Here is a 17,574-nt window from a genome sequence, read left to right as displayed (position 1 = left end):
TGAACGCAGTGTCCGATCTGACAACTGTCCAGTGTGTCAGCCGTAGACAATGTTGTACTGGCCTATTTCTTCAATCTTGCCTGTACTTTTGTCCCTCCAGGCCAGCGTTGTGTTTTCGTTGTCAATTTTAAAGAGCTCAATCAGGCTGTAGTTCTTGTCATGTTCCAAGTTGCTCAAACTTTTTTGAATCTCGGGAGAGAGTTTTCCGTACTTGCCGTTTTTCAGGTCCTTGGCAGTTACGCCGTAATCCTTGAATTGTTGGGCTTCGGAATTCGAATTCAACAGCTTTAATAAATCCGTACCGCTCGTTGGCGTCATATAGCCGTTTTCTGGCTGTTCAATAAATACAGGCCTGCCACCGTCGACGGGTGCCCAGAGGTAGGTCAATGCGTATCCGTTAAACTGAGTCACCATCCGGTAGTCCCTATGTTCATCCAGTTTCCCCAGTTCCTTGGTAATACTGGGGGAGAGTGGCCCATATTTGCCGCCAAGCAGATCCTTGGTGGTGATATCCATGTCCATACGGATCATGGCCTGTGGCAGTGTGTCGATAAGTTTATCCAGCGCCTTTACGGCCGGGTTCCAATGTTGATTTATTGGTGCGAATTCGTCTGCGAGCCTTGGAGAGACAAGATAACTTGGCCGCTGATCAGCATACCTGTCAGTAGGGTAGTTCCAGTCACGGCGCATGTCTGGTACGCGCCGCTCGGGAAGGTAGTCCCAGTCGCGACGCATTTGCGGCAAATCCCGGCCAGGGCGATAGTCCCAGTCTGGTTGCATGTCCGAGATGCGTCGGTCGGGGTAATAGTCCCTGGCACGGTGCATCTCTGGAAAGTATCGGTCAGGACGATAGTCTGAAACATCGGCCCTGTGCTCGTGGGTGCACGCGTGATAATGGGGCGCGGCCGATGGGTAGTTAGGTCGGTATACATCATGGTCCGGTCTGCCACCCGCTCTTGTAGGGAAGTAAGGAACACTGAAAGGCAGGGTGGGTACTTGTGAAATAGTGGACATGATACTGATCCTGTAGTTAGTGATAGGTGTGTCGCAAACACGCAACTTTAAATACTCGGGGTGGTGATGTTGCGATGGGCAGAATTTACGCAGGCAGTAGGGTGTGTTCAAGTTGTCGTTGTTTAGTAATTGTAAGCGTGTGTCGAGACGTTTTAATTTGGTGTAAGTGTCGTGAGATGTCCGAGAAAGCAAGCGTAAAAACATGTATTAACTAAATGCTCAAGCGCCTGATAAAGATGGGTTTCACTCGCTGTACGTGAATTTGAAATAATAAGTCTGGTAGTCACCGCGTGTGTATTAATAACCCATCGCAACATTTCCCTCGATAAGAGCGGCCCAGGAAGCTGAAATGGCGACGCACCGGCGTAATTCAGGCATGGGGAGGGCTTCGGGCGTCAGGTCTTGCCGCAAGCGGCATAAGTCCGCCGTTTTTTCGACTCTTGAGAGTGGGTCTGCTCGACGCTCCAGCCCTCAACCCCCCGTATTCAGGGGGCTCCTTCGTTTTTTTTAAAGTTGGTTCGCAAATTGCTTAAGCCTCCTCAGTACAGCGGTGGGCGGCAAGCGTCCGTCAGAAAGAGGAAAGAGCGTGGACAAGTACCTTTATGTGGCAATGACCGGCGCCAGCCAGAATGCACTGGCGCAGAAGGCCCATGCCAACAACCTGGCGAACATTTCCACCAACGGTTTCCAGCGCGACCTGGAGCAGGCGCGTTCGATGCCGGTGTTCGGTGACAGCTTTCCGGCGCGGGCATTTGCCATGACCGAGCGGCCGGCCACTGACTTCTCCCCGGGCGCGATGATCGAAACCGGTCGCGACCTGGATGTGGCCGTCAGCGGCGACGGCTGGATGGCCGTGCAAACCCCCGATGGCGGCGAAGCCTACGTACGCAGCGCCAGCATGAACGTGGATGCGCTGGGGGTGCTGCGTGCTGGCAATGGTATGCCGATCATGGGTAACGGTGGCCCGATTGCCGTGCCGCCCCAGCAGAAAATCGAAGTCGGTGCCGACGGCACCATCAGCATCCGCGCCATGGGCGAAGGCCCGCGGGTGATGGCGGAAGTGGACCGGATCAAGATGGTCCAGCCCGACCTCAAGAACATGACCAAGGGCCTGGACGGCACCATCCACACCAAGGATGGCCAGCCAGCCCAGGCCGATGCGAACGTCAAGCTGACTTCGGGCTTCCTGCAGGCGAGCAACGTCAATGCCGTGGAAGAAATGACCGCGGTGCTGGCGCTTTCCAAGCAGTTCGAGCTGCACATCAAGATGATGAACAGCGCTAAAGAAGACGACCAGGCCATGACGCGCGTCATGCAGATGAGCTGATTCAAGCCCATTAACTAATTTGCAACGTAGCGCCCACCACCCGGCGCACGAAGGAGAACAGCATGCTTCCGGCTCTATGGGTTGCCAAGACAGGCCTGTCCGCCCAGGACACCAACCTGACGACCATTTCCAACAACCTGGCGAACGTGTCGACCACGGGCTTCAAACGTGATCGCGCCGAGTTCCAGGACCTGCTCTATCAGATCAAGAAGCAGCCAGGTGCCCAATCGACCCAGGACAGCGAATTGCCGTCGGGCCTGCAATTGGGTACCGGTGTGCAGATCGTCGGCACCCAGAAAAACTTCAGCGCCGGTAACCTGCAGCAAACCGGCCAGCCGCTGGACATGGCCATCAATGGCCGTGGCTTCTTCCAGATCCTGCAACCGGATGGGACTACCTCCTACACCCGCGACGGTACTTTCCACCTGGACTCCAACGGCCAGATCGTCACCGCCAACGGTTTCGCCCTGGAACCGGCCGTGGTGGTTCCGGCGGATGCCAAGACCTTTACCGTGGGCAACGACGGCACCGTGTCTATCACTGTGGCCGGCAACCCGGCGTCGCAAGTGATCGGCAACCTGCAAACCGCCGACTTCATCAACCCGGCCGGCTTGCAAGCGATGGGCAATAACCTGTTCCTGGAAACTGCCTCCAGCGGCGCGCCGCAAATCGGCACCCCGGGCCTGAACGGGTTTGGCACCACGCTGCAAAGCACCCTGGAAACCTCCAACGTCAGCACCGTTGAGGAGATGGTCAACATGATCACCACCCAGCGCGCCTACGAGATGAACTCCAAGGTGATTTCCACCGCCGACCAGATGCTCTCGTTCGTCACGCAGAATCTGTAATCACGTTTATGGGGCGCTCTTGACGGCGCCTGCAACACCATGAGGTAAGGGTCATGAATCGCTATGTTTCCGTTTTGGCATTGAGTGGGATCGCCGTGCTCGCGGGCTGTGTTGCCCCAACGCCAAAGCCCAATGACCCGTACTACGCGCCGGTGTTGCCACGCACGCCGCTGCCGGCGGCGGCCAATAACGGCTCGATCTACCAGGCTGGTTTCGAACAGAACCTGTACAGCGACCGCAAGGCCTTCCGGGTCGGTGACATCATCACCATCACCCTTAACGAGAAGACCCAGGCCAGCAAGAACGCCAACTCGCAGATCGGCAAGAACAGCAAGACCAGCATCGGCCTGACGTCGCTGTTCGGCGGTGGCCTGAACACCAACAACCCGCTGGGCGGTGGTGACCTGAGCCTGGACGCCGGCTACAGCGGCGACCGTGCCACCAACGGCAAGAGTGCGGCGGGGCAGGGCAACAGCCTGACCGGTTCGATCACCGTGACCGTGGCCGACGTATTGCCCAACGGCATCATCGCCATACGCGGTGAAAAGTGGATGACCCTCAACACCGGCGACGAGCTGGTGCGCATTGCCGGGATGGTCCGTGCCGATGATATTTCCACCGACAATACCGTGCCGTCGACGCGCATTGCCGATGCGCGCATCACCTACTCGGGGACGGGTTCGTTTGCTGATGCAAGCCAGCCGGGCTGGTTCGATCGTTTCTTCCTTAGCCCGCTGTTCCCTTTCTAGGTGGCCATTTTGAATTTCAAACAGCTGATGGCGACGGCGCTCTTGCTGGCCTTGAGCACTGTGGCCCAGGCCGAGCGGCTCAAAGATATCGCCAGTATTTCCGGCGTGCGCTCCAACCAGTTGATCGGCTATGGCCTGGTGGTGGGGCTCAATGGCACGGGTGACCAGACCACCCAGACGCCGTTCACCCTGCAGACCTTCAACAACATGCTGTCCCAGTTCGGTATCAAAGTGCCGCCAGGCTCGGGCAACGTGCAATTGAAGAACGTTGCCGCGGTGTCGATCAGTGCCGATTTGCCGCCATTCGCCAAGCCGGGCCAGGTGGTGGACATTACCGTTTCGTCCATGGGCAACTCCAAAAGCCTGCGTGGCGGCACCTTGCTGATGACGCCGCTCAAAGGTATCGACGGCAACGTCTACGCCATTGCTCAGGGCAACCTGGTGGTCGGCGGGTTTGATGCTGAAGGCCGCGATGGTTCGAAGATCACTGTCAACGTACCGTCGGCCGGGCGCATTCCCGGTGGCGCGACGGTTGAACGCACCGTGCCGAGCGGTTTCAACCAGGGCAACAGCCTGACCCTGAACCTCAACCGCTCCGACTTCACCACTGCCAAGCGCGTGGTCGACAAGATCAACGACATGCTCGGCCCAGGTGTGGCCCAGGCCATCGACGGCGGTTCGATTCGCGTCACCGCGCCACTGGACCCCAGCCAGCGTGTGGACTACCTGTCGATCCTGGAAAACCTGGAGGTCGACCCTGGCCAGGCGGTGGCAAAAGTCATCATCAACTCGCGTACCGGCACTATCGTGATCGGTCAGAACGTCAAGGTCTCGCCGGCAGCGGTGACCCACGGCAGCCTGACGGTGACCATCACCGAAGACCCGATCGTCAGCCAGCCGGGCCCGTTGTCCAACGGCCAGACCGCCGTGGTCCCGCGCTCGCGGGTCAATGCCCAGCAAGAAGCCAAGCCGATGTTCAAGTTCGGCCCCGGCACCACCCTGGACGAGATTGTCCGTGCGGTGAACCAGGTGGGCGCAGCGCCCGGCGACTTGATGGCTATCCTCGAAGCTTTGAAACAGGCCGGCGCCTTGCAAGCCGACCTGATCGTGATCTGAGGCCATGGCCATGGATATGCGCAAGAGCGGCATCAGCAGCACGGCGGACTCGGGGTCTTACTCCGACCTGAATCGGCTTAACCAGCTGAAGGTCGGTGATGACAAGAACAGCGAAGGCAACATGCGCAAGGTGGCGCAGGAATTCGAATCGCTGTTCTTGAACGAGATGCTCAAGTCCATGCGCTCGGCCACCGATGCCCTGGGCAAGGACAACCCGTTGAACACCCCGGCGGCCAAGCAGTACCAGGAAATGTACGACCAGCAACTGGCGGTGTCGATGTCCCGCGAGGGCGGTGGTATCGGCCTGGCCGACGTGCTGATGCGCCAGATGCAAAAGAACAAACCGGTGGAGGCCCAGGCCGCCACCTTGCAAGGCCCGGCAGCGGATGGGCCGGTGAGAAAAGTCGATGTGCCGACCGAGATTGCTGCCGGTACCCAGGCTGAGGGCCCGTTGGGGCGCTCCAATGGCCAGCGTCCATTGTGGGCCTATCGCGTGGCCGAGCCGCAGGCCGGGGCCGTTGCGTCTCACAGCAACGACATGGAGCTGATGAACCAGCGCCGTATCGCCTTGCCCAGCAAGCTGACTGACCGTTTGCTTGCCGGCATCGTGCCCAGTACCCAGGTCGAGGCCAAGGCCGCGCCGCTGCGCAACAGTGCCGCCGATGACAACGTCATCAACAGCAGTGCGCGCACCTTTGCCGTACCGAGCGGGCGCATGCAGGTGTATGGCCGCGCCATTGCCCAGCCACCGCTGGCACCGGCGAAGAAAGCCTTCAGCTCCCAGGACGAATTCGTTGCCACCATGCTGCCGATGGCCAAGGCCGCCGCCGCACGGATTGGCATCGATCCCAAGTACCTGGTGGCCCAGGCAGCGCTGGAAACCGGTTGGGGCAAATCGGTCATGCGTGCCGAAGACGGCAGCAGCAGCCACAACCTGTTCGGCATCAAGGCCGGCCAGAGTTGGCAGGGCGGCCAGGCCCGTGCGATCACCAGCGAGTTTCGCGATGGGGCGATGGTCAAGGAAACGGCGCAGTTCCGTTCCTACAGCTCCTACCAGGACAGCTTCCACGACCTCGTGACCCTGCTGCAAAGCCATGATCGCTATAAAGAAGTTGTGAAATCAGCCGACAACCCGGAACAGTTTGTACGCGAGTTGCAAAAAGCCGGTTATGCAACCGACCCGGATTACGCCAGCAAGATTTCGCAGATCGCAAAAACCATGAACAGTTACCAGAACTACGCTGCCGCTGGCGCAACCACACATTTATAAGGTCTGAACCATGAGTTTGCTCAGTATCGGGATGTCAGGGCTCAACGCCGCTCAAGGATCGCTGTCGGTCTTGAGTAACAACATCGCCAACGTGAACACCCCGGGGTATTCGCGTCAGCAGACCACGCAGAATACCAACGCGTCGAACCCGTTCGGCGGTGTGTTCATCGGCACTGGTACCACCCTGGCCGACGTGCGCCGGGTGTACAACGAATACCTGGACACTGCCTACCAGAACAGCACGGCCCTGAACAACGATGCCAAGGCGTATCTGGATCAGGTCGGCGCCGTCGACAAAGTGCTGTCGGACAAGACCACTGGTCTGTCATCGGTGCTCAGCTCGTTCTTCGCTACCCTGCAAACTGCAGCGTCCAACCCCAGCGACCTGTCGGCCCGCCAACTGCTGGTGACCAACGCCCAGACCCTGAGCAGCCGTTTCAACGCGATCTCGACGCAGTTGACCCAGCAGAAAGAGACTATCAACAACCAACTGAGCAGCATGAGTGAGCAGGTCAATCAATTGACCGGCTCGATTGCCTCGCTCAACAAGCAGATCTCCCAAGTGCAAGGCGCGTCTGGCAATGCACCGGCCAACCTGCTGGACTCGCGTAACGAGGCGGTACGCTCGCTCAATGAGCTGATCGGCGTAACGGCCACCGAGAAGAACGGCCAGTTCAGCGTGACCACCGGCAGCGGCCAGTCCCTGGTGGAGGGCGGGATCTCCAATACGATTTCCGCAGTGCCGAGCAAAACCGATAACAGCCAGTACACCATTCAGCTGGACATGAACGGCACCACCATGGACCTGGGCGGCGTCATCAGTGGCGGCAGCATCGGCGGCCTGTTGCGTTATCGCAGTGATGCCTTGATGCCGGCTATCAACGACCTGGGCCGTATAGCCATCGCAACCGCAGACACCATCAATAACCAACTGGGCCAAGGCCTGGACCTCAATGGTGACTTTGGCGTTTCGCTGTTCAAAGACATCAACAGTGCCGCCGCCATTGCGTCGCGCAGCCAGGGCGCCTCGGGCAACAGTGCCGGGGCCGGCAACCTGAATGTGACGATCAAGGACAGCAGTAAGTTGTCCACGTTTGACTACACCGTGACCTTCAGCGACAAGACCGACCCCAACAAGGTCACGGTACTGCGTTCGGACGGCAAGGCAATGGGCACCTTTGACATGGGCTCCACACCGCCGCCGACCATGGATGGCTTTACCCTGGCGCTGGACGGCAAGGGCGCCATGGCGTTTGGCGACAGCTTCAAAGTCAGCCCGACCGCCACCGGCGCAAGCGGTATGGGTGTAGCGCTCACCGATGCCAACAAGCTGGCGTTTGCCGGCCCGCTGGCGGGTACCAGCAGCAAGACCAACAGCGGCACAGGCACATTTACCCAGCCGTCGTTGACGGTGCCGCTGGACATCCATGGCGGCACCGACACCGCACAGTTGCGCGCCGGTATTGAAAACTCGATGCCGGTGAAGATGGTGTTTGGCAAGCCCGCCGCTGACGGCACGCAGTCGTATACGATCAGCGATTCCAAGGGCAACCCGATTGGCACTGGCTCAATCATCCCGGGGCAGGGCAACAAGATCACCGTCGACGTACCGATGCGCGACGCCAGCGGTGCAGCCATCCCCGGCAAGAGCTTCAAGTTCGACACCACCGTCAATGGCTCCCCGGCAGACGGCGACAGCACTACCTTCGCCTTCAACAGCGGCGGCAAATCCGATGGCCGAAACGCCCAGGAACTGCTGAACCTGCAAACCAAGGCCACCGTTGGCATGGGCGAGGGCAACGGGGGCACCAGCCTGGTGGGGGCCAATAGCAAGCTGGTCTCCACTGTCGGCGCCAAGGCCAGCCAGGCCGGGGTCGACAGCGCCGCCACCGGTGCGTTGCTGAGCGCCAATAAAGATGCGCGCAACTCGGTGTCAGGGGTCAACCTGGATGACGAAGCCGGCGACATGATCAAGTTCCAGCAGTACTACACCGCGTCGTCGCAGATCATCAAGGCTGCGCAGGAAACCTTCACCACACTGATGAATGCTCTTTAAGGGAGGCTGGGACGATGCGTATTTCTACACAGCAGTATTTCGAGACCAGCTCTGCCAAGTACCAGAGCAACTATTCCAGCGTGGTCAAGGCCCAGGACCAGGCCAGCACCGGTGTCCGTGTGCAAACCGCCGCGGATGATCCGGTAGCGGCGGCGCGGTTGCTGATGCTGCAACAGCAGAAAGATATGCTGGCGCAATTCAACGGCAATATCGACACGTTGAAGAACTCGCTGACCACCCAGGACGGCGTGCTGGAAAACATCAATATCGCGATTCAGCGGGCCAGTGAGCTGGCGTTGAAGGCGGGTAACGTTGGTATCAGCGACGCTGACCGCAAATCGACTGCCGCCGAGATCGGCGCCATTGAAGATCAGGTGCTGGGCCTGCTCAATACCAAGGACGCCAGCGGTAATTACCTGTTCTCCGGGAGCAAGACCGACACGCCTCCCTACACCCGCAACAATGACGGCACCTATAGCTACCAGGGCGATGACACGCCATTGAGCCTGAAGGTGGCTGAGAACCTGTCGGTCGCCATGGGCAATACCGCCAAGAGCATGCTTGAAAGCTCGGCGAATACGGGCCGTACGCAAACAGCACCGATCCTCGTGCCGCCAGCGGTCGATGATGGCAAGGTCACCGTGTCTGCCGGGTTGATCGCGGCCAACACCAGCTATAACAGCAGTTTTTCCGACGGCCAGCCGTACAAGCTGACCTTCACCAGCAGCACCCAATATGTCGTAACGGACAATGCCGGCAAGGACATCACCTCGGAGATTCCGGGCAACGGCACTTTCGATGCCACCAAGGAAGGCGGTTCGAGTATCAATCTGCGCGGGGTCAAGTTTGACATCGGCTTGAACCTGGGCAAGGACGCACTGGGCAAAGACATACTGCCCGGCGCGCCATCGGACGCCATCGTCAAGGATCGCGAGTTCAGCTTGTCGGTCAAGCCGGACACCTTCAGTGTTTCACGCACCCCGAGCAATCCGTCCACTGCGCAACTGAGCGGCGGCACGGTGAGCGATCCGGCGGCATACGCCAGCACCTTTCCCAACTCGGGTGTCGTCGTCAAGTTTGGCGCGGCCGGTGCCTATGATCTGTATGCGCAGCCGTATACCGCAGACAGTAAATCCATTGCCAGTGGCACCCTGGCAGCTGGTGCAACGTCAATCACGGCGGCGGGCGTGACCTTCGATGTCACCACCGCACCGGCGCCGGCAGCCGGCGACCAGTTTTCGATCAGTGCCACCAGCAACAAGAACGAGAATGTCCTCGACACCTTGAGCCATTTGCGCAAAATCCTGGAAACGCCGTCAGACGGCAACCCGGCGGCGCAGAAGGAGCTCAAGGATGTGGTGGCCAAGTCCATTGGCAACCTGACCAATGCCTACAGTCAGATCGACCAGGCGCGCGGTTCCCTGGGTGCGCGCCTCAATGGCCTGGATATTCAGTCCAAGGAAAACGTCAGCCTGGACCTGGCCAATACCACCACCATGAATGCCCTGGGCAATGTCGACTTCGCCGAGGCCGCCATCAACCTGAGCTTGCAGCAGACCATGTTGCAGGCTTCGCAGTTGGCCTTTGTGAAAATCTCGCAGTTGAGCCTGTTCAACAAGATGTGATCGGCGCTGTGCACGACGGCCCAGCCTGGAAACAGGCTGGGCCGTCGTCGTTTCCGTGGCGCAATTGTTGAAACGTTTTGCATAAACCACGCAAAATTGAGTGACCTGTGAGTCATAAAGCGCATCTTCACTGTATCGTGTGAAAAGGATAAGTCGTCACAGGGCCTTCATCGGGCGGCTTTCACCGGGATTTTTATGGGGTTATCCCCTTTATTGTCAGCACTTCCGGCATAGCCCGAGGGGTGTTCTCCAGCTATTTAGTATTGGGAAGCCACAATGATTGGCATAAAAAGCATCGCCAGTTACGTGCCGGCGGACGGGATCGATAACTACGCCCAGGGTGCCAAGTTCGCCAAGGATGAAGAATTCATCATTGGCAAGATCGGCTCGGCGTTCCTGCCGCGCAAGGAAGCTGCACAGGAGACTTCCGATCTGTGCGTCGAAGCAGTCAACGCCTTGTTTGCCAACAACCCCGAATTGAAGCGTGAGTCCATCGACGCGCTGATCGTCGTCACCCAGAACGGCGATGAAGAGGGCCTGCCTCATACCGCCGCCATTGTTCAGGACAAACTGGGCCTGCCTACCCACGTTGCCGCCTTCGATATTTCCCTGGGCTGCTCCGGCTACGTCTACGGCATCTACGCGATGAAGGGCTTCATGGAAGCCGCCGGCCTGAAAAACGGCCTGCTGATCACTGCAGACCCGTATTCGAAGATCGTCGACCCGGAAGATCGCAACACCACCATGCTGTTCGGCGATGCCGCCACCGCCACCTGGATGGGCGAAGATGCGCCGTGGTTGCTCGGCAAGTCCAAGTTCGGCACCGACGGTTCCGGCGCGCCGCACCTCAAAGTCAGCGACGGCGTGTTCTTCATGAACGGCCGCCAGGTGTTCAACTTCGCGCTGCTGAAAGTGCCGGCGCACTTGCACGAGTTGCTCGCAGAGTCGGACCTCAAGGCCGATGACATCGATGCGTTCTGCATCCACCAGGGCAGTGCGGCCATCGTCGATGCCGTGGCGCGTCGCTTTGAAGAGGCGCCGGTGGACAAGTTCATCAAGGACATGGTCGAGACCGGCAACACCGTGTCGTCGAGCATCCCGTTGCTGCTGGAAAAGCACGTGATGGACGCTACCTGGAAGCGCGTGGCAATCAGCGGGTTTGGTGTGGGCCTGTCGTGGGGCTCGGCGATTCTCTATCGCCCGTGATGTTTTAGCCGCTGCATAAAAAACGCCGATGATCCTTCGATCATCGGCGTTTTTTTATTGGCGCCAGAAAAGCCAATGAAACCGGGGTTTTGTGCCGGTGTAAGCCTTTGAAATGCAAGGGCTGGCACAGGGCTACTAAAAAAAATCAAAAAAATCCTCAAGCAACCGGCTACCACGACGATAACTATTACGTAGGTTCTCTAGGCCACACCCGGCGGTCGCCAGGGCCGGAAGCCGCAGTATCCAAACCACGAGGATTTCGTCATGGCATTATCAGTAAACACCAACATCACCTCCCTGGGTGTCCAGAAGAACCTGAACAAAGCTTCCGACGCCCTGAGCCAGTCGATGAACCGTCTGTCCTCCGGCCTGAAAATCAACAGCGCCAAAGACGACGCTGCCGGCATGCAGATCGCCAACCGTCTGAACAACCAGGTCAAAGGCCTGAACGTTGCCATCGCCAACGCCAACAACGGCGTGTCGATTGCCCAGACCGCTGAAGGCGCGATGCAAGAATCCACCAACACCCTGCAGCGTCTGCGTGAACTCGCCCTGCAAGCGTCCAACGGTGACAAAAGCGACGCTGACCGTGTTTCCCTGCAGCAAGAATTCACCGCTAAAGTGGGCGAGCTGAACCGTATCGCCAGCACCACCACCTTCGGTGGTCGTAACCTGCTCGACGGCTCGTTCAGCAACGTAGCCTTCCAGATCGGCGCCAACGCCAACGAGACTATCTCGTTCGGTATGACCGACATCAGCTCGACTGCGCTGAAGGGTAACTACAAAGAAGCTGCTGTCGACGGTGCTGCGATGACTGGCCTGGCTGCTACTGCTACCGGTTCCGTATTGGGCAATAGCGCCCAAAGAACTGGTACAGCCGCAGCAGGGGCGACTGTTGCTACCGACGCATTCACCATCAACGGCACTGAAATTGCCCTCGGTGTTGCCGCTGCCGGTGTTCCAGCAGCTACCGCTGCACTGAACGCCATCAACGCTCAAACCGCAACCACTGGCGTTACTGCTACTGCCGATGCTGCGGGCGTCGTAAGCCTGACCTCGAAAAATGCCATCGTTCTGGGCGCCTCGGCAACCGGTGGTGCAACAGACGGCTTGGCCAAGCTCAATCTGGGTGCAGCGGGCACCGTTGCTTCGAACAACAACCTCAAGTCTGCCGGTGCTGTCTCGGTTAATGGCACTGCCGTGACTTGGGCTGCTAACGACACCATGGCAGCTGTGCTGACCAAGCTAGAAAACGCGGCAGGCGGCGCAGCTGCTGGTGCTTCGGCCACTTTTACTGACGGCCGTGTCAAGCTGACTTCGGGTAATGGCGCAGACATTAAACTGTCCAACACCTCCAGTGGTTCTCTGACGCAGTTGGGTCTGTCGGCTGGTACTACTCAAGCCAAGTTGACCGCTGATACCTCTATTGACGTGAACGGCGTTGAAGTCAAGTTCAAGAAAGGTGACACCGCTGACGCGATCGTCTCTTCGATCAACAGCGCCAGCACCGGTGTTCAAGCCAGCAAAAACGCTGACGGCACCCTGAACCTGTTCGCTGACAAAGACATCACCATCAAGGATGGTAGCGCCGGTACTGGCCTGGCTGCACTGGGTCTGACCGCTGTTGCAGCGGCCGGCACCAAAACCGCCGTCACCATGGAAACCAGCGTTTCTGACCTGAACATCCTGACTGCCGCTGCTTCGCAGCAGGCTACCCAGGCTCTGGACGATGCCATGCAGCAGATCGACAGCCAGCGTTCGCAGCTGGGTGCCGTACAAAACCGCTTCACCAGCACCGTGGCCAACCTGCAGAGCATTTCGCAGAACTCCTCCGCTGCCAAAGGCCGCGTAGAAGACGCTGACTTCGCTTCTGAAGCCGCTGAGCTGACCAAGCAACAAACCCTGCAACAGGCTTCCACTGCGATCCTGTCCCAGGCCAACCAACTGCCATCCGCTGTACTGAAGCTGCTTCAGTAATAGCGCTAGCGGTTAAATAACGGGAGGGTGCGTTTAACGACGTGCCCTTCCGTTTTTTCAGTTTGGAGGTGGTGACATGGACATGAGCATCAAGCTGACCTCGTCTTACCCCGCAGCCACGGCTTCGGCCAACCTTGGCGCAGTGGTGACCCAGGCCAAGCCTGTGGCCAGCAATGAGCCGATCAAGAGTGAAGAGCCTCAGCGCGTGGCGCTGGAGAAGGCTGTTACCGATATGCGTGAGTTTGTGCAGGCTTCACAGCGCAACCTGGATTTTTCCATCGATGACTCTACCGGCAAGGTAGTGGTCAAGGTGATCGCCACCGACAGTGGCGAAGTGATTCGACAGATTCCATCGGAGACCGCGCTGAAATTGGCGCAGAGCCTGAGCGATGCCGGCAGCCTGTTGTTTGATAGCAAGGCTTGAGTTGGCACGAAACATGTTTCTGATTGCGGTCTAGGCGTTTAAGCGCCAAAAAAACGGCCGCCGCAGGACAAGGAGAATGAAAAATGGCTAGTTCAACGATTTCCGGCCCTGGTTCGGGCTACGACACGCAAGCTATCGTCAAGGCGTTGGTGGGGGCTGAACAAGCGCCTAAACAACAGCAGATCACCAACGAGCAGAAAACTGCCACCGTCCAGTTGTCGGCAGTTGGTTCGATCAAGACGGCGTTGGAGGCCTATCAGGCGGCGATCACCAAGTTGAATAACCCCTCCGCGTTCAATGGGCTGGCGGCAAGTTCTTCGGAAGAGAAAAACGCCAAGGTCACGTTGGGTGACGGAGCATCCAGTGGCAAGTACGTGTTGCAAGTCGATAACCTGGCAACCGCTTCAAAAGTTACCACTGCGGTGAATGCTGAGGGTGCCTCGGGCAAGGCCAACACTACAGACGAAGACCAGACGCTGACCATCAACCAGTCGGGTAAAAGCTTCGATGTGGTGATTCCAGGTGGCGCGACCCTGCAACAGGTGCGAGAGTCAATCAATACCCAGCTCTCGTCGCAGGGTATCAGTGCCAACGTATTGAGCGACTCCAATGGTGCGCGACTGGTACTGACCTCGACCAATATGGGCGAAGGCACCGACATCACCCTCAGCGGTGATTCGCAACTGGCCAGCGGGTATGACAAAGGCACGCCGCCGACCAACGCCAAGTACTCCATCGACGGCATTGCAATGTCATCCAGCAGCAACAAAATCACGTCGGCGATCAGTGGCGTCACGTTGGAGCTGTTGGACACCATTGATGTGAAAAAACCGACGACCATTACCGTGGCCAGTAACACTGACACGTTGAAAACCTCGGTACAGTCCTTCGTCAGTGCGTACAACACGCTGATGACCGCCATCAATACCCAGACCAAAGTTACTGCAACCGGTGACGCGTCGACTACCACCGCAGGTGCCTTGACCGGCGATGCGTCAATGCGCCAATTGGTGAACAGCCTGCGCTCCGAACTGGTCAACGGCTCCGGCGCGGGCACCATGACCAGCCTGGCCCAGATGGGTATCACCACCGATCAGAAAACCGGCCTGCTGAGCCTGGATGACAAGACGTGGGACAAGGCGGTAGTCAAAGGCGCTGGCGATATTGCCAAGCTGTTCACCGGCGACACTGGTTTGATCACGCGCATGAACAAGGCGACGAAGAGCTACGTGGGCACCACCGGCACCCTGGCAACCCGGGCGACGGATCTCAACAACAAGTTGACCGACTTGACCAAAGAGACGGCCGACCTGACACGACGTATGGACGCCTTGCAAAAATCCCTGACCGCCAAGTACACGGCCATGGACACCATGATCGCGCAGATCAACGCCAGCAGCTCCAGCATCCTGACCACCCTCAACTCGCTGAACAATCCGAAATCGAACTGATGGGCGGCGCGCTTTCAGGCCCTGATTCAGGGCCTTGGCGTATGGTTGGGAATTAAAGTTTTCGTCGCCACGGTCGAAAAACTGGTTAAGCAAACCTATTCGATTGTCGCCAGTTACGAGGTAGCAACATGAACCCGATGAGAGCCCTTCGCCAATACCAGAAGGTCAGTTCCCATGCCCAGGTCTCCGAAGCCAGCCCGCACCGCCTGGTGCAGATGCTGATGGAAGGAGGCCTTGATCGCATGGCGCAGGCCAAGGGCGCATTGAACCGTGGGGATATTGCCCAGAAAGGGCTGATGCTGGGCAAGGCGATTGAAATTATCTCTGGCCTGCGTGACGGCCTGGAGCCAGAAAAGGCCGAAGATCCGTCGGCAGTGCACCAGTTGGACGCCTTGTATGGCTATATGAGCAATCGTTTGGTCGAGGCCAACCAGGTGAATGACGCCGAGATAATCGACGAAGTCGCCCGCCTGCTGATCACCGTCAAGACCGGCTGGGATGCCATCGCTCCACAATAAGGCCGATCGCCTTGAGGGACACATCATGAGCCATGCACTGCAACGCATCGACGAAACCCGCGAAGCCCTTCTCGGCGCGCTGGCTGAGCGCAATTGGGAAGCCGTGGGCGAGTTGGACCTGGGTTGCCGCGCGGTGATTGATGAGGTGCTCAGCGAAGCGCCGGTGGACGAGGGCGCCTTGCGCGAGAAACTGGAAAGCCTGTTGGTGGTGTATCAGCAGTTGCTGGAGGTCACGACCGGCGAGCGCCAGGCGATTTTCGAAGAGATGTCGCAGATCAACCAAGCGAAAAATGCGTCAAAGGTTTACCATCTCTTCGGTTGAACGGGCGCAGTTAATCCGCACGGCGCGTCATATATTTGACTGTGCCAGCATTTTTGACTTAACTAGTGCTGTTTTCAGATTTCAGACGTCTAGTAGGTAACAAATCTTACAGGCGTCTTGATTGCCCTCATTCCGGGGCAGGAAGTTTTACTAGGGAAGTTGCTATTGCATGTGGCGTGAAACCAAAATTCTGCTGATCGATGACGATAGCGTCCGCCGCCGCGATTTAGCGGTGATTTTAAATTTTCTCGGTGAAGAAAATTTACCCTGCGCCAGCCACGATTGGCAGCAGGCAGTTAGCTCGTTGGCGTCGAGCCGTGAAGTCATCTGTGTATTGATCGGGACGGTAAACGCTCCTGGCGCAGTTCTGGGCCTGTTAAAGACACTGTCAACCTGGGATGAGTTCCTTCCGGTGTTGCTGATGGGCGATATTTCTTCTGTGGACCTGCCGGAAGACCAGCGCCGCCGCGTGCTTTCCACCCTGGAAATGCCGCCCAGCTACAGCAAATTGCTCGATTCGCTGCACCGCGCCCAGGTCTATCGCGAGATGTACGACCAGGCCCGCGAACGTGGCCGTCACCGTGAACCCAACCTGTTTCGCAGCCTCGTCGGCACCAGCCGGGCGATCCAGCACGTGCGTCAGATGATGCAGCAAGTGGCCGACACCGACGCCAGCGTGCTGATCCTCGGCGAGTCGGGCACCGGCAAGGAAGTGGTCGCACGTAACCTGCACTATCACTCCAAGCGTCGCGACGGGCCTTTTGTGCCGGTCAACTGCGGGGCGATCCCGGCAGAGCTGCTGGAAAGCGAGCTGTTCGGCCACGAGAAGGGCGCCTTTACCGGGGCGATCACCAGCCGTGCCGGGCGTTTCGAGCTGGCCAATGGCGGCACGCTGTTCCTTGATGAAATCGGCGACATGCCGTTGCCGATGCAGGTCAAGTTGCTGCGCGTATTGCAGGAGCGCACCTTTGAGCGCGTGGGCAGCAACAAGACCCAGAGCGTGGACGTGCGCATCATTGCCGCCACCCACAAGAACCTCGAAAGCATGATCGAGGTCGGCAGCTTCCGCGAAGACCTGTACTACCGCCTCAACGTATTCCCCATCGAGATGGCCCCGCTGCGCGAGCGCGTGGAAGACATTCCGTTGCTGATGAACGAGCTGATCTCGCGCATGGAGCACGAAAAACGCGGCTCCATTCGTTTCAACTCCGCTGCGATCATGTCCCTGTGCCGCCACGGCTGGCCGGGTAACGTGCGTGAGCTGGCCAACCTGGTGGAGCGCATGGCGATCATGCATCCGTACGGGGTGATCGGCGTGGTCGAGTTGCCGAAGAAATTCCGCTACGTCGATGATGAAGACGAGCAGATGGACAGCCTGCGCAGTGACATGGAAGAGCGCGTGGCCATCAACGGTCATACCCCGGACTTCGGTGCCACCGCCATGCTGCCGCCCGAAGGTCTTGACCTCAAGGACTACCTCGGCAACCTGGAACAAGGGTTGATCCAGCAGGCTCTGGACGATGCGCATGGCATCGTTGCCCGCGCCGCCGAGCGTCTGCGCATCCGCCGCACCACCCTGGTGGAGAAGATGCGCAAGTACGGTATGAGCCGCAAAGAAGGTGATGAACAGGCGGATGATTGACGCCTGTTTTTCAACTAGCTGATTTATAG

Annotated in this window: 15 protein-coding genes; 14 read left to right on the top strand and 1 reads right to left on the bottom strand. The window is 58.5% G+C overall.

The annotated features are described in order from the left end of the window. Positions 1–36 precede the first annotated feature (36 nt). The gene (locus E4P00_RS07260) at positions 37–1,014 is read right to left on the bottom strand and encodes a hypothetical protein (protein WP_143508474.1); all 978 of its coding nucleotides are present in this window, start codon (positions 1,012–1,014) and stop codon (positions 37–39) included. 586 nt (positions 1,015–1,600) lie between these two features. Between E4P00_RS07260 and E4P00_RS07255 the strand changes: the two genes are divergently transcribed. From E4P00_RS07255 to E4P00_RS07190, 14 genes are all read left to right on the top strand, one after another. Beyond that, positions 1,601–2,341 carry a flagellar basal body rod protein FlgF gene (locus E4P00_RS07255; protein ID WP_032880052.1) on the top strand — a complete coding sequence of 247 codons (741 nt, stop codon included), beginning with the start codon at positions 1,601–1,603 and terminating at the stop codon, positions 2,339–2,341. A gap of 62 nt (positions 2,342–2,403) precedes the next feature. Beyond that, the gene (gene flgG, locus E4P00_RS07250) at positions 2,404–3,189 is read left to right on the top strand and encodes a flagellar basal-body rod protein FlgG (RefSeq protein ID WP_005790105.1); all 786 of its coding nucleotides are present in this window, start codon (positions 2,404–2,406) and stop codon (positions 3,187–3,189) included. Positions 3,190–3,242: 53 nt separating this feature from the next. Beyond that, a complete protein-coding gene (gene flgH / locus E4P00_RS07245) occupies positions 3,243–3,938 on the top strand; it encodes a flagellar basal body L-ring protein FlgH (protein WP_005790104.1) in 696 nt (231 codons plus the stop codon). Positions 3,939–3,965: 27 nt separating this feature from the next. Beyond that, positions 3,966–5,054, top strand: coding sequence for a flagellar basal body P-ring protein FlgI (locus E4P00_RS07240; protein ID WP_164699565.1), 1,089 nt, complete (start codon positions 3,966–3,968; stop codon positions 5,052–5,054). Positions 5,055–5,058: 4 nt separating this feature from the next. Further along, the gene (gene flgJ / locus E4P00_RS07235) at positions 5,059–6,324 is read left to right on the top strand and encodes a flagellar assembly peptidoglycan hydrolase FlgJ (protein ID WP_032880054.1); all 1,266 of its coding nucleotides are present in this window, start codon (positions 5,059–5,061) and stop codon (positions 6,322–6,324) included. 10 nt (positions 6,325–6,334) lie between these two features. Further along, positions 6,335–8,380 (top strand): flagellar hook-associated protein FlgK, encoded by a 2,046-nt coding sequence (gene flgK, locus E4P00_RS07230; RefSeq protein WP_248131047.1) that lies wholly within the window; start codon positions 6,335–6,337, stop codon positions 8,378–8,380. Positions 8,381–8,394: 14 nt separating this feature from the next. Next, positions 8,395–10,005 carry a flagellar hook-associated protein 3 gene (locus E4P00_RS07225; protein WP_032880055.1) on the top strand — a complete coding sequence of 537 codons (1,611 nt, stop codon included), beginning with the start codon at positions 8,395–8,397 and terminating at the stop codon, positions 10,003–10,005. 276 nt (positions 10,006–10,281) lie between these two features. Further along, positions 10,282–11,211: a ketoacyl-ACP synthase III gene (locus tag E4P00_RS07220; protein ID WP_005790096.1), complete on the top strand. Its 930-nt coding sequence runs from the start codon at positions 10,282–10,284 to the stop codon at positions 11,209–11,211. 264 nt (positions 11,212–11,475) lie between these two features. Continuing rightward, positions 11,476–13,188: a flagellin gene (locus tag E4P00_RS07215; protein WP_078821975.1), complete on the top strand. Its 1,713-nt coding sequence runs from the start codon at positions 11,476–11,478 to the stop codon at positions 13,186–13,188. Positions 13,189–13,264: 76 nt separating this feature from the next. Further along, positions 13,265–13,612, top strand: coding sequence for a flagellar protein FlaG (locus E4P00_RS07210; RefSeq protein ID WP_248131045.1), 348 nt, complete (start codon positions 13,265–13,267; stop codon positions 13,610–13,612). Positions 13,613–13,695: 83 nt separating this feature from the next. Next, on the top strand, positions 13,696–15,063 hold the full coding sequence (gene fliD / locus E4P00_RS07205; protein ID WP_032880058.1) for a flagellar filament capping protein FliD: 1,368 nt from the start codon (positions 13,696–13,698) through the stop codon (positions 15,061–15,063). 128 nt (positions 15,064–15,191) lie between these two features. After that, on the top strand, positions 15,192–15,581 hold the full coding sequence (gene fliS / locus E4P00_RS07200; protein WP_248131043.1) for a flagellar export chaperone FliS: 390 nt from the start codon (positions 15,192–15,194) through the stop codon (positions 15,579–15,581). Between the two features lie 25 nt (positions 15,582–15,606). Further along, positions 15,607–15,903, top strand: coding sequence for a hypothetical protein (locus E4P00_RS07195; RefSeq protein WP_014719354.1), 297 nt, complete (start codon positions 15,607–15,609; stop codon positions 15,901–15,903). 169 nt (positions 15,904–16,072) lie between these two features. Next, positions 16,073–17,545 (top strand): sigma-54 dependent transcriptional regulator, encoded by a 1,473-nt coding sequence (locus E4P00_RS07190; protein ID WP_122732108.1) that lies wholly within the window; start codon positions 16,073–16,075, stop codon positions 17,543–17,545. Positions 17,546–17,574 lie beyond the last annotated feature (29 nt).

It is taken from the genome of Pseudomonas sp. B329 (genome assembly GCF_023127835.1).
GTDB classification, from domain to species: Bacteria; Pseudomonadota; Gammaproteobacteria; order Pseudomonadales; family Pseudomonadaceae; genus Aquipseudomonas; species Aquipseudomonas synxantha_A.
This window is presented reverse-complemented; position numbering and strand designations above follow the sequence as displayed.

What these genes read in the sequence shown, in the direction of transcription:
- E4P00_RS07260 (WP_143508474.1), bottom strand. Translation starts at nt 1,014, where the DNA reads ATGTCCACTATTTCACAAGTACCCACCCTGCCTTTCAGTGTTCCTTAC.
- flgG (WP_005790105.1), top strand. Translation starts at nt 2,404, where the DNA reads ATGCTTCCGGCTCTATGGGTTGCCAAGACAGGCCTGTCCGCCCAGGAC.
- flgH (WP_005790104.1), top strand. Translation starts at nt 3,243, where the DNA reads ATGAATCGCTATGTTTCCGTTTTGGCATTGAGTGGGATCGCCGTGCTC.
- E4P00_RS07240 (WP_164699565.1), top strand. Translation starts at nt 3,966, where the DNA reads ATGGCGACGGCGCTCTTGCTGGCCTTGAGCACTGTGGCCCAGGCCGAG.
- flgJ (WP_032880054.1), top strand. Translation starts at nt 5,059, where the DNA reads ATGGCCATGGATATGCGCAAGAGCGGCATCAGCAGCACGGCGGACTCG.
- flgK (WP_248131047.1), top strand. Translation starts at nt 6,335, where the DNA reads ATGAGTTTGCTCAGTATCGGGATGTCAGGGCTCAACGCCGCTCAAGGA.
- E4P00_RS07225 (WP_032880055.1), top strand. Translation starts at nt 8,395, where the DNA reads ATGCGTATTTCTACACAGCAGTATTTCGAGACCAGCTCTGCCAAGTAC.
- E4P00_RS07220 (WP_005790096.1), top strand. Translation starts at nt 10,282, where the DNA reads ATGATTGGCATAAAAAGCATCGCCAGTTACGTGCCGGCGGACGGGATC.
- E4P00_RS07215 (WP_078821975.1), top strand. Translation starts at nt 11,476, where the DNA reads ATGGCATTATCAGTAAACACCAACATCACCTCCCTGGGTGTCCAGAAG.
- E4P00_RS07210 (WP_248131045.1), top strand. Translation starts at nt 13,265, where the DNA reads ATGGACATGAGCATCAAGCTGACCTCGTCTTACCCCGCAGCCACGGCT.
- fliD (WP_032880058.1), top strand. Translation starts at nt 13,696, where the DNA reads ATGGCTAGTTCAACGATTTCCGGCCCTGGTTCGGGCTACGACACGCAA.
- fliS (WP_248131043.1), top strand. Translation starts at nt 15,192, where the DNA reads ATGAACCCGATGAGAGCCCTTCGCCAATACCAGAAGGTCAGTTCCCAT.
- E4P00_RS07195 (WP_014719354.1), top strand. Translation starts at nt 15,607, where the DNA reads ATGAGCCATGCACTGCAACGCATCGACGAAACCCGCGAAGCCCTTCTC.
- E4P00_RS07190 (WP_122732108.1), top strand. Translation starts at nt 16,073, where the DNA reads ATGTGGCGTGAAACCAAAATTCTGCTGATCGATGACGATAGCGTCCGC.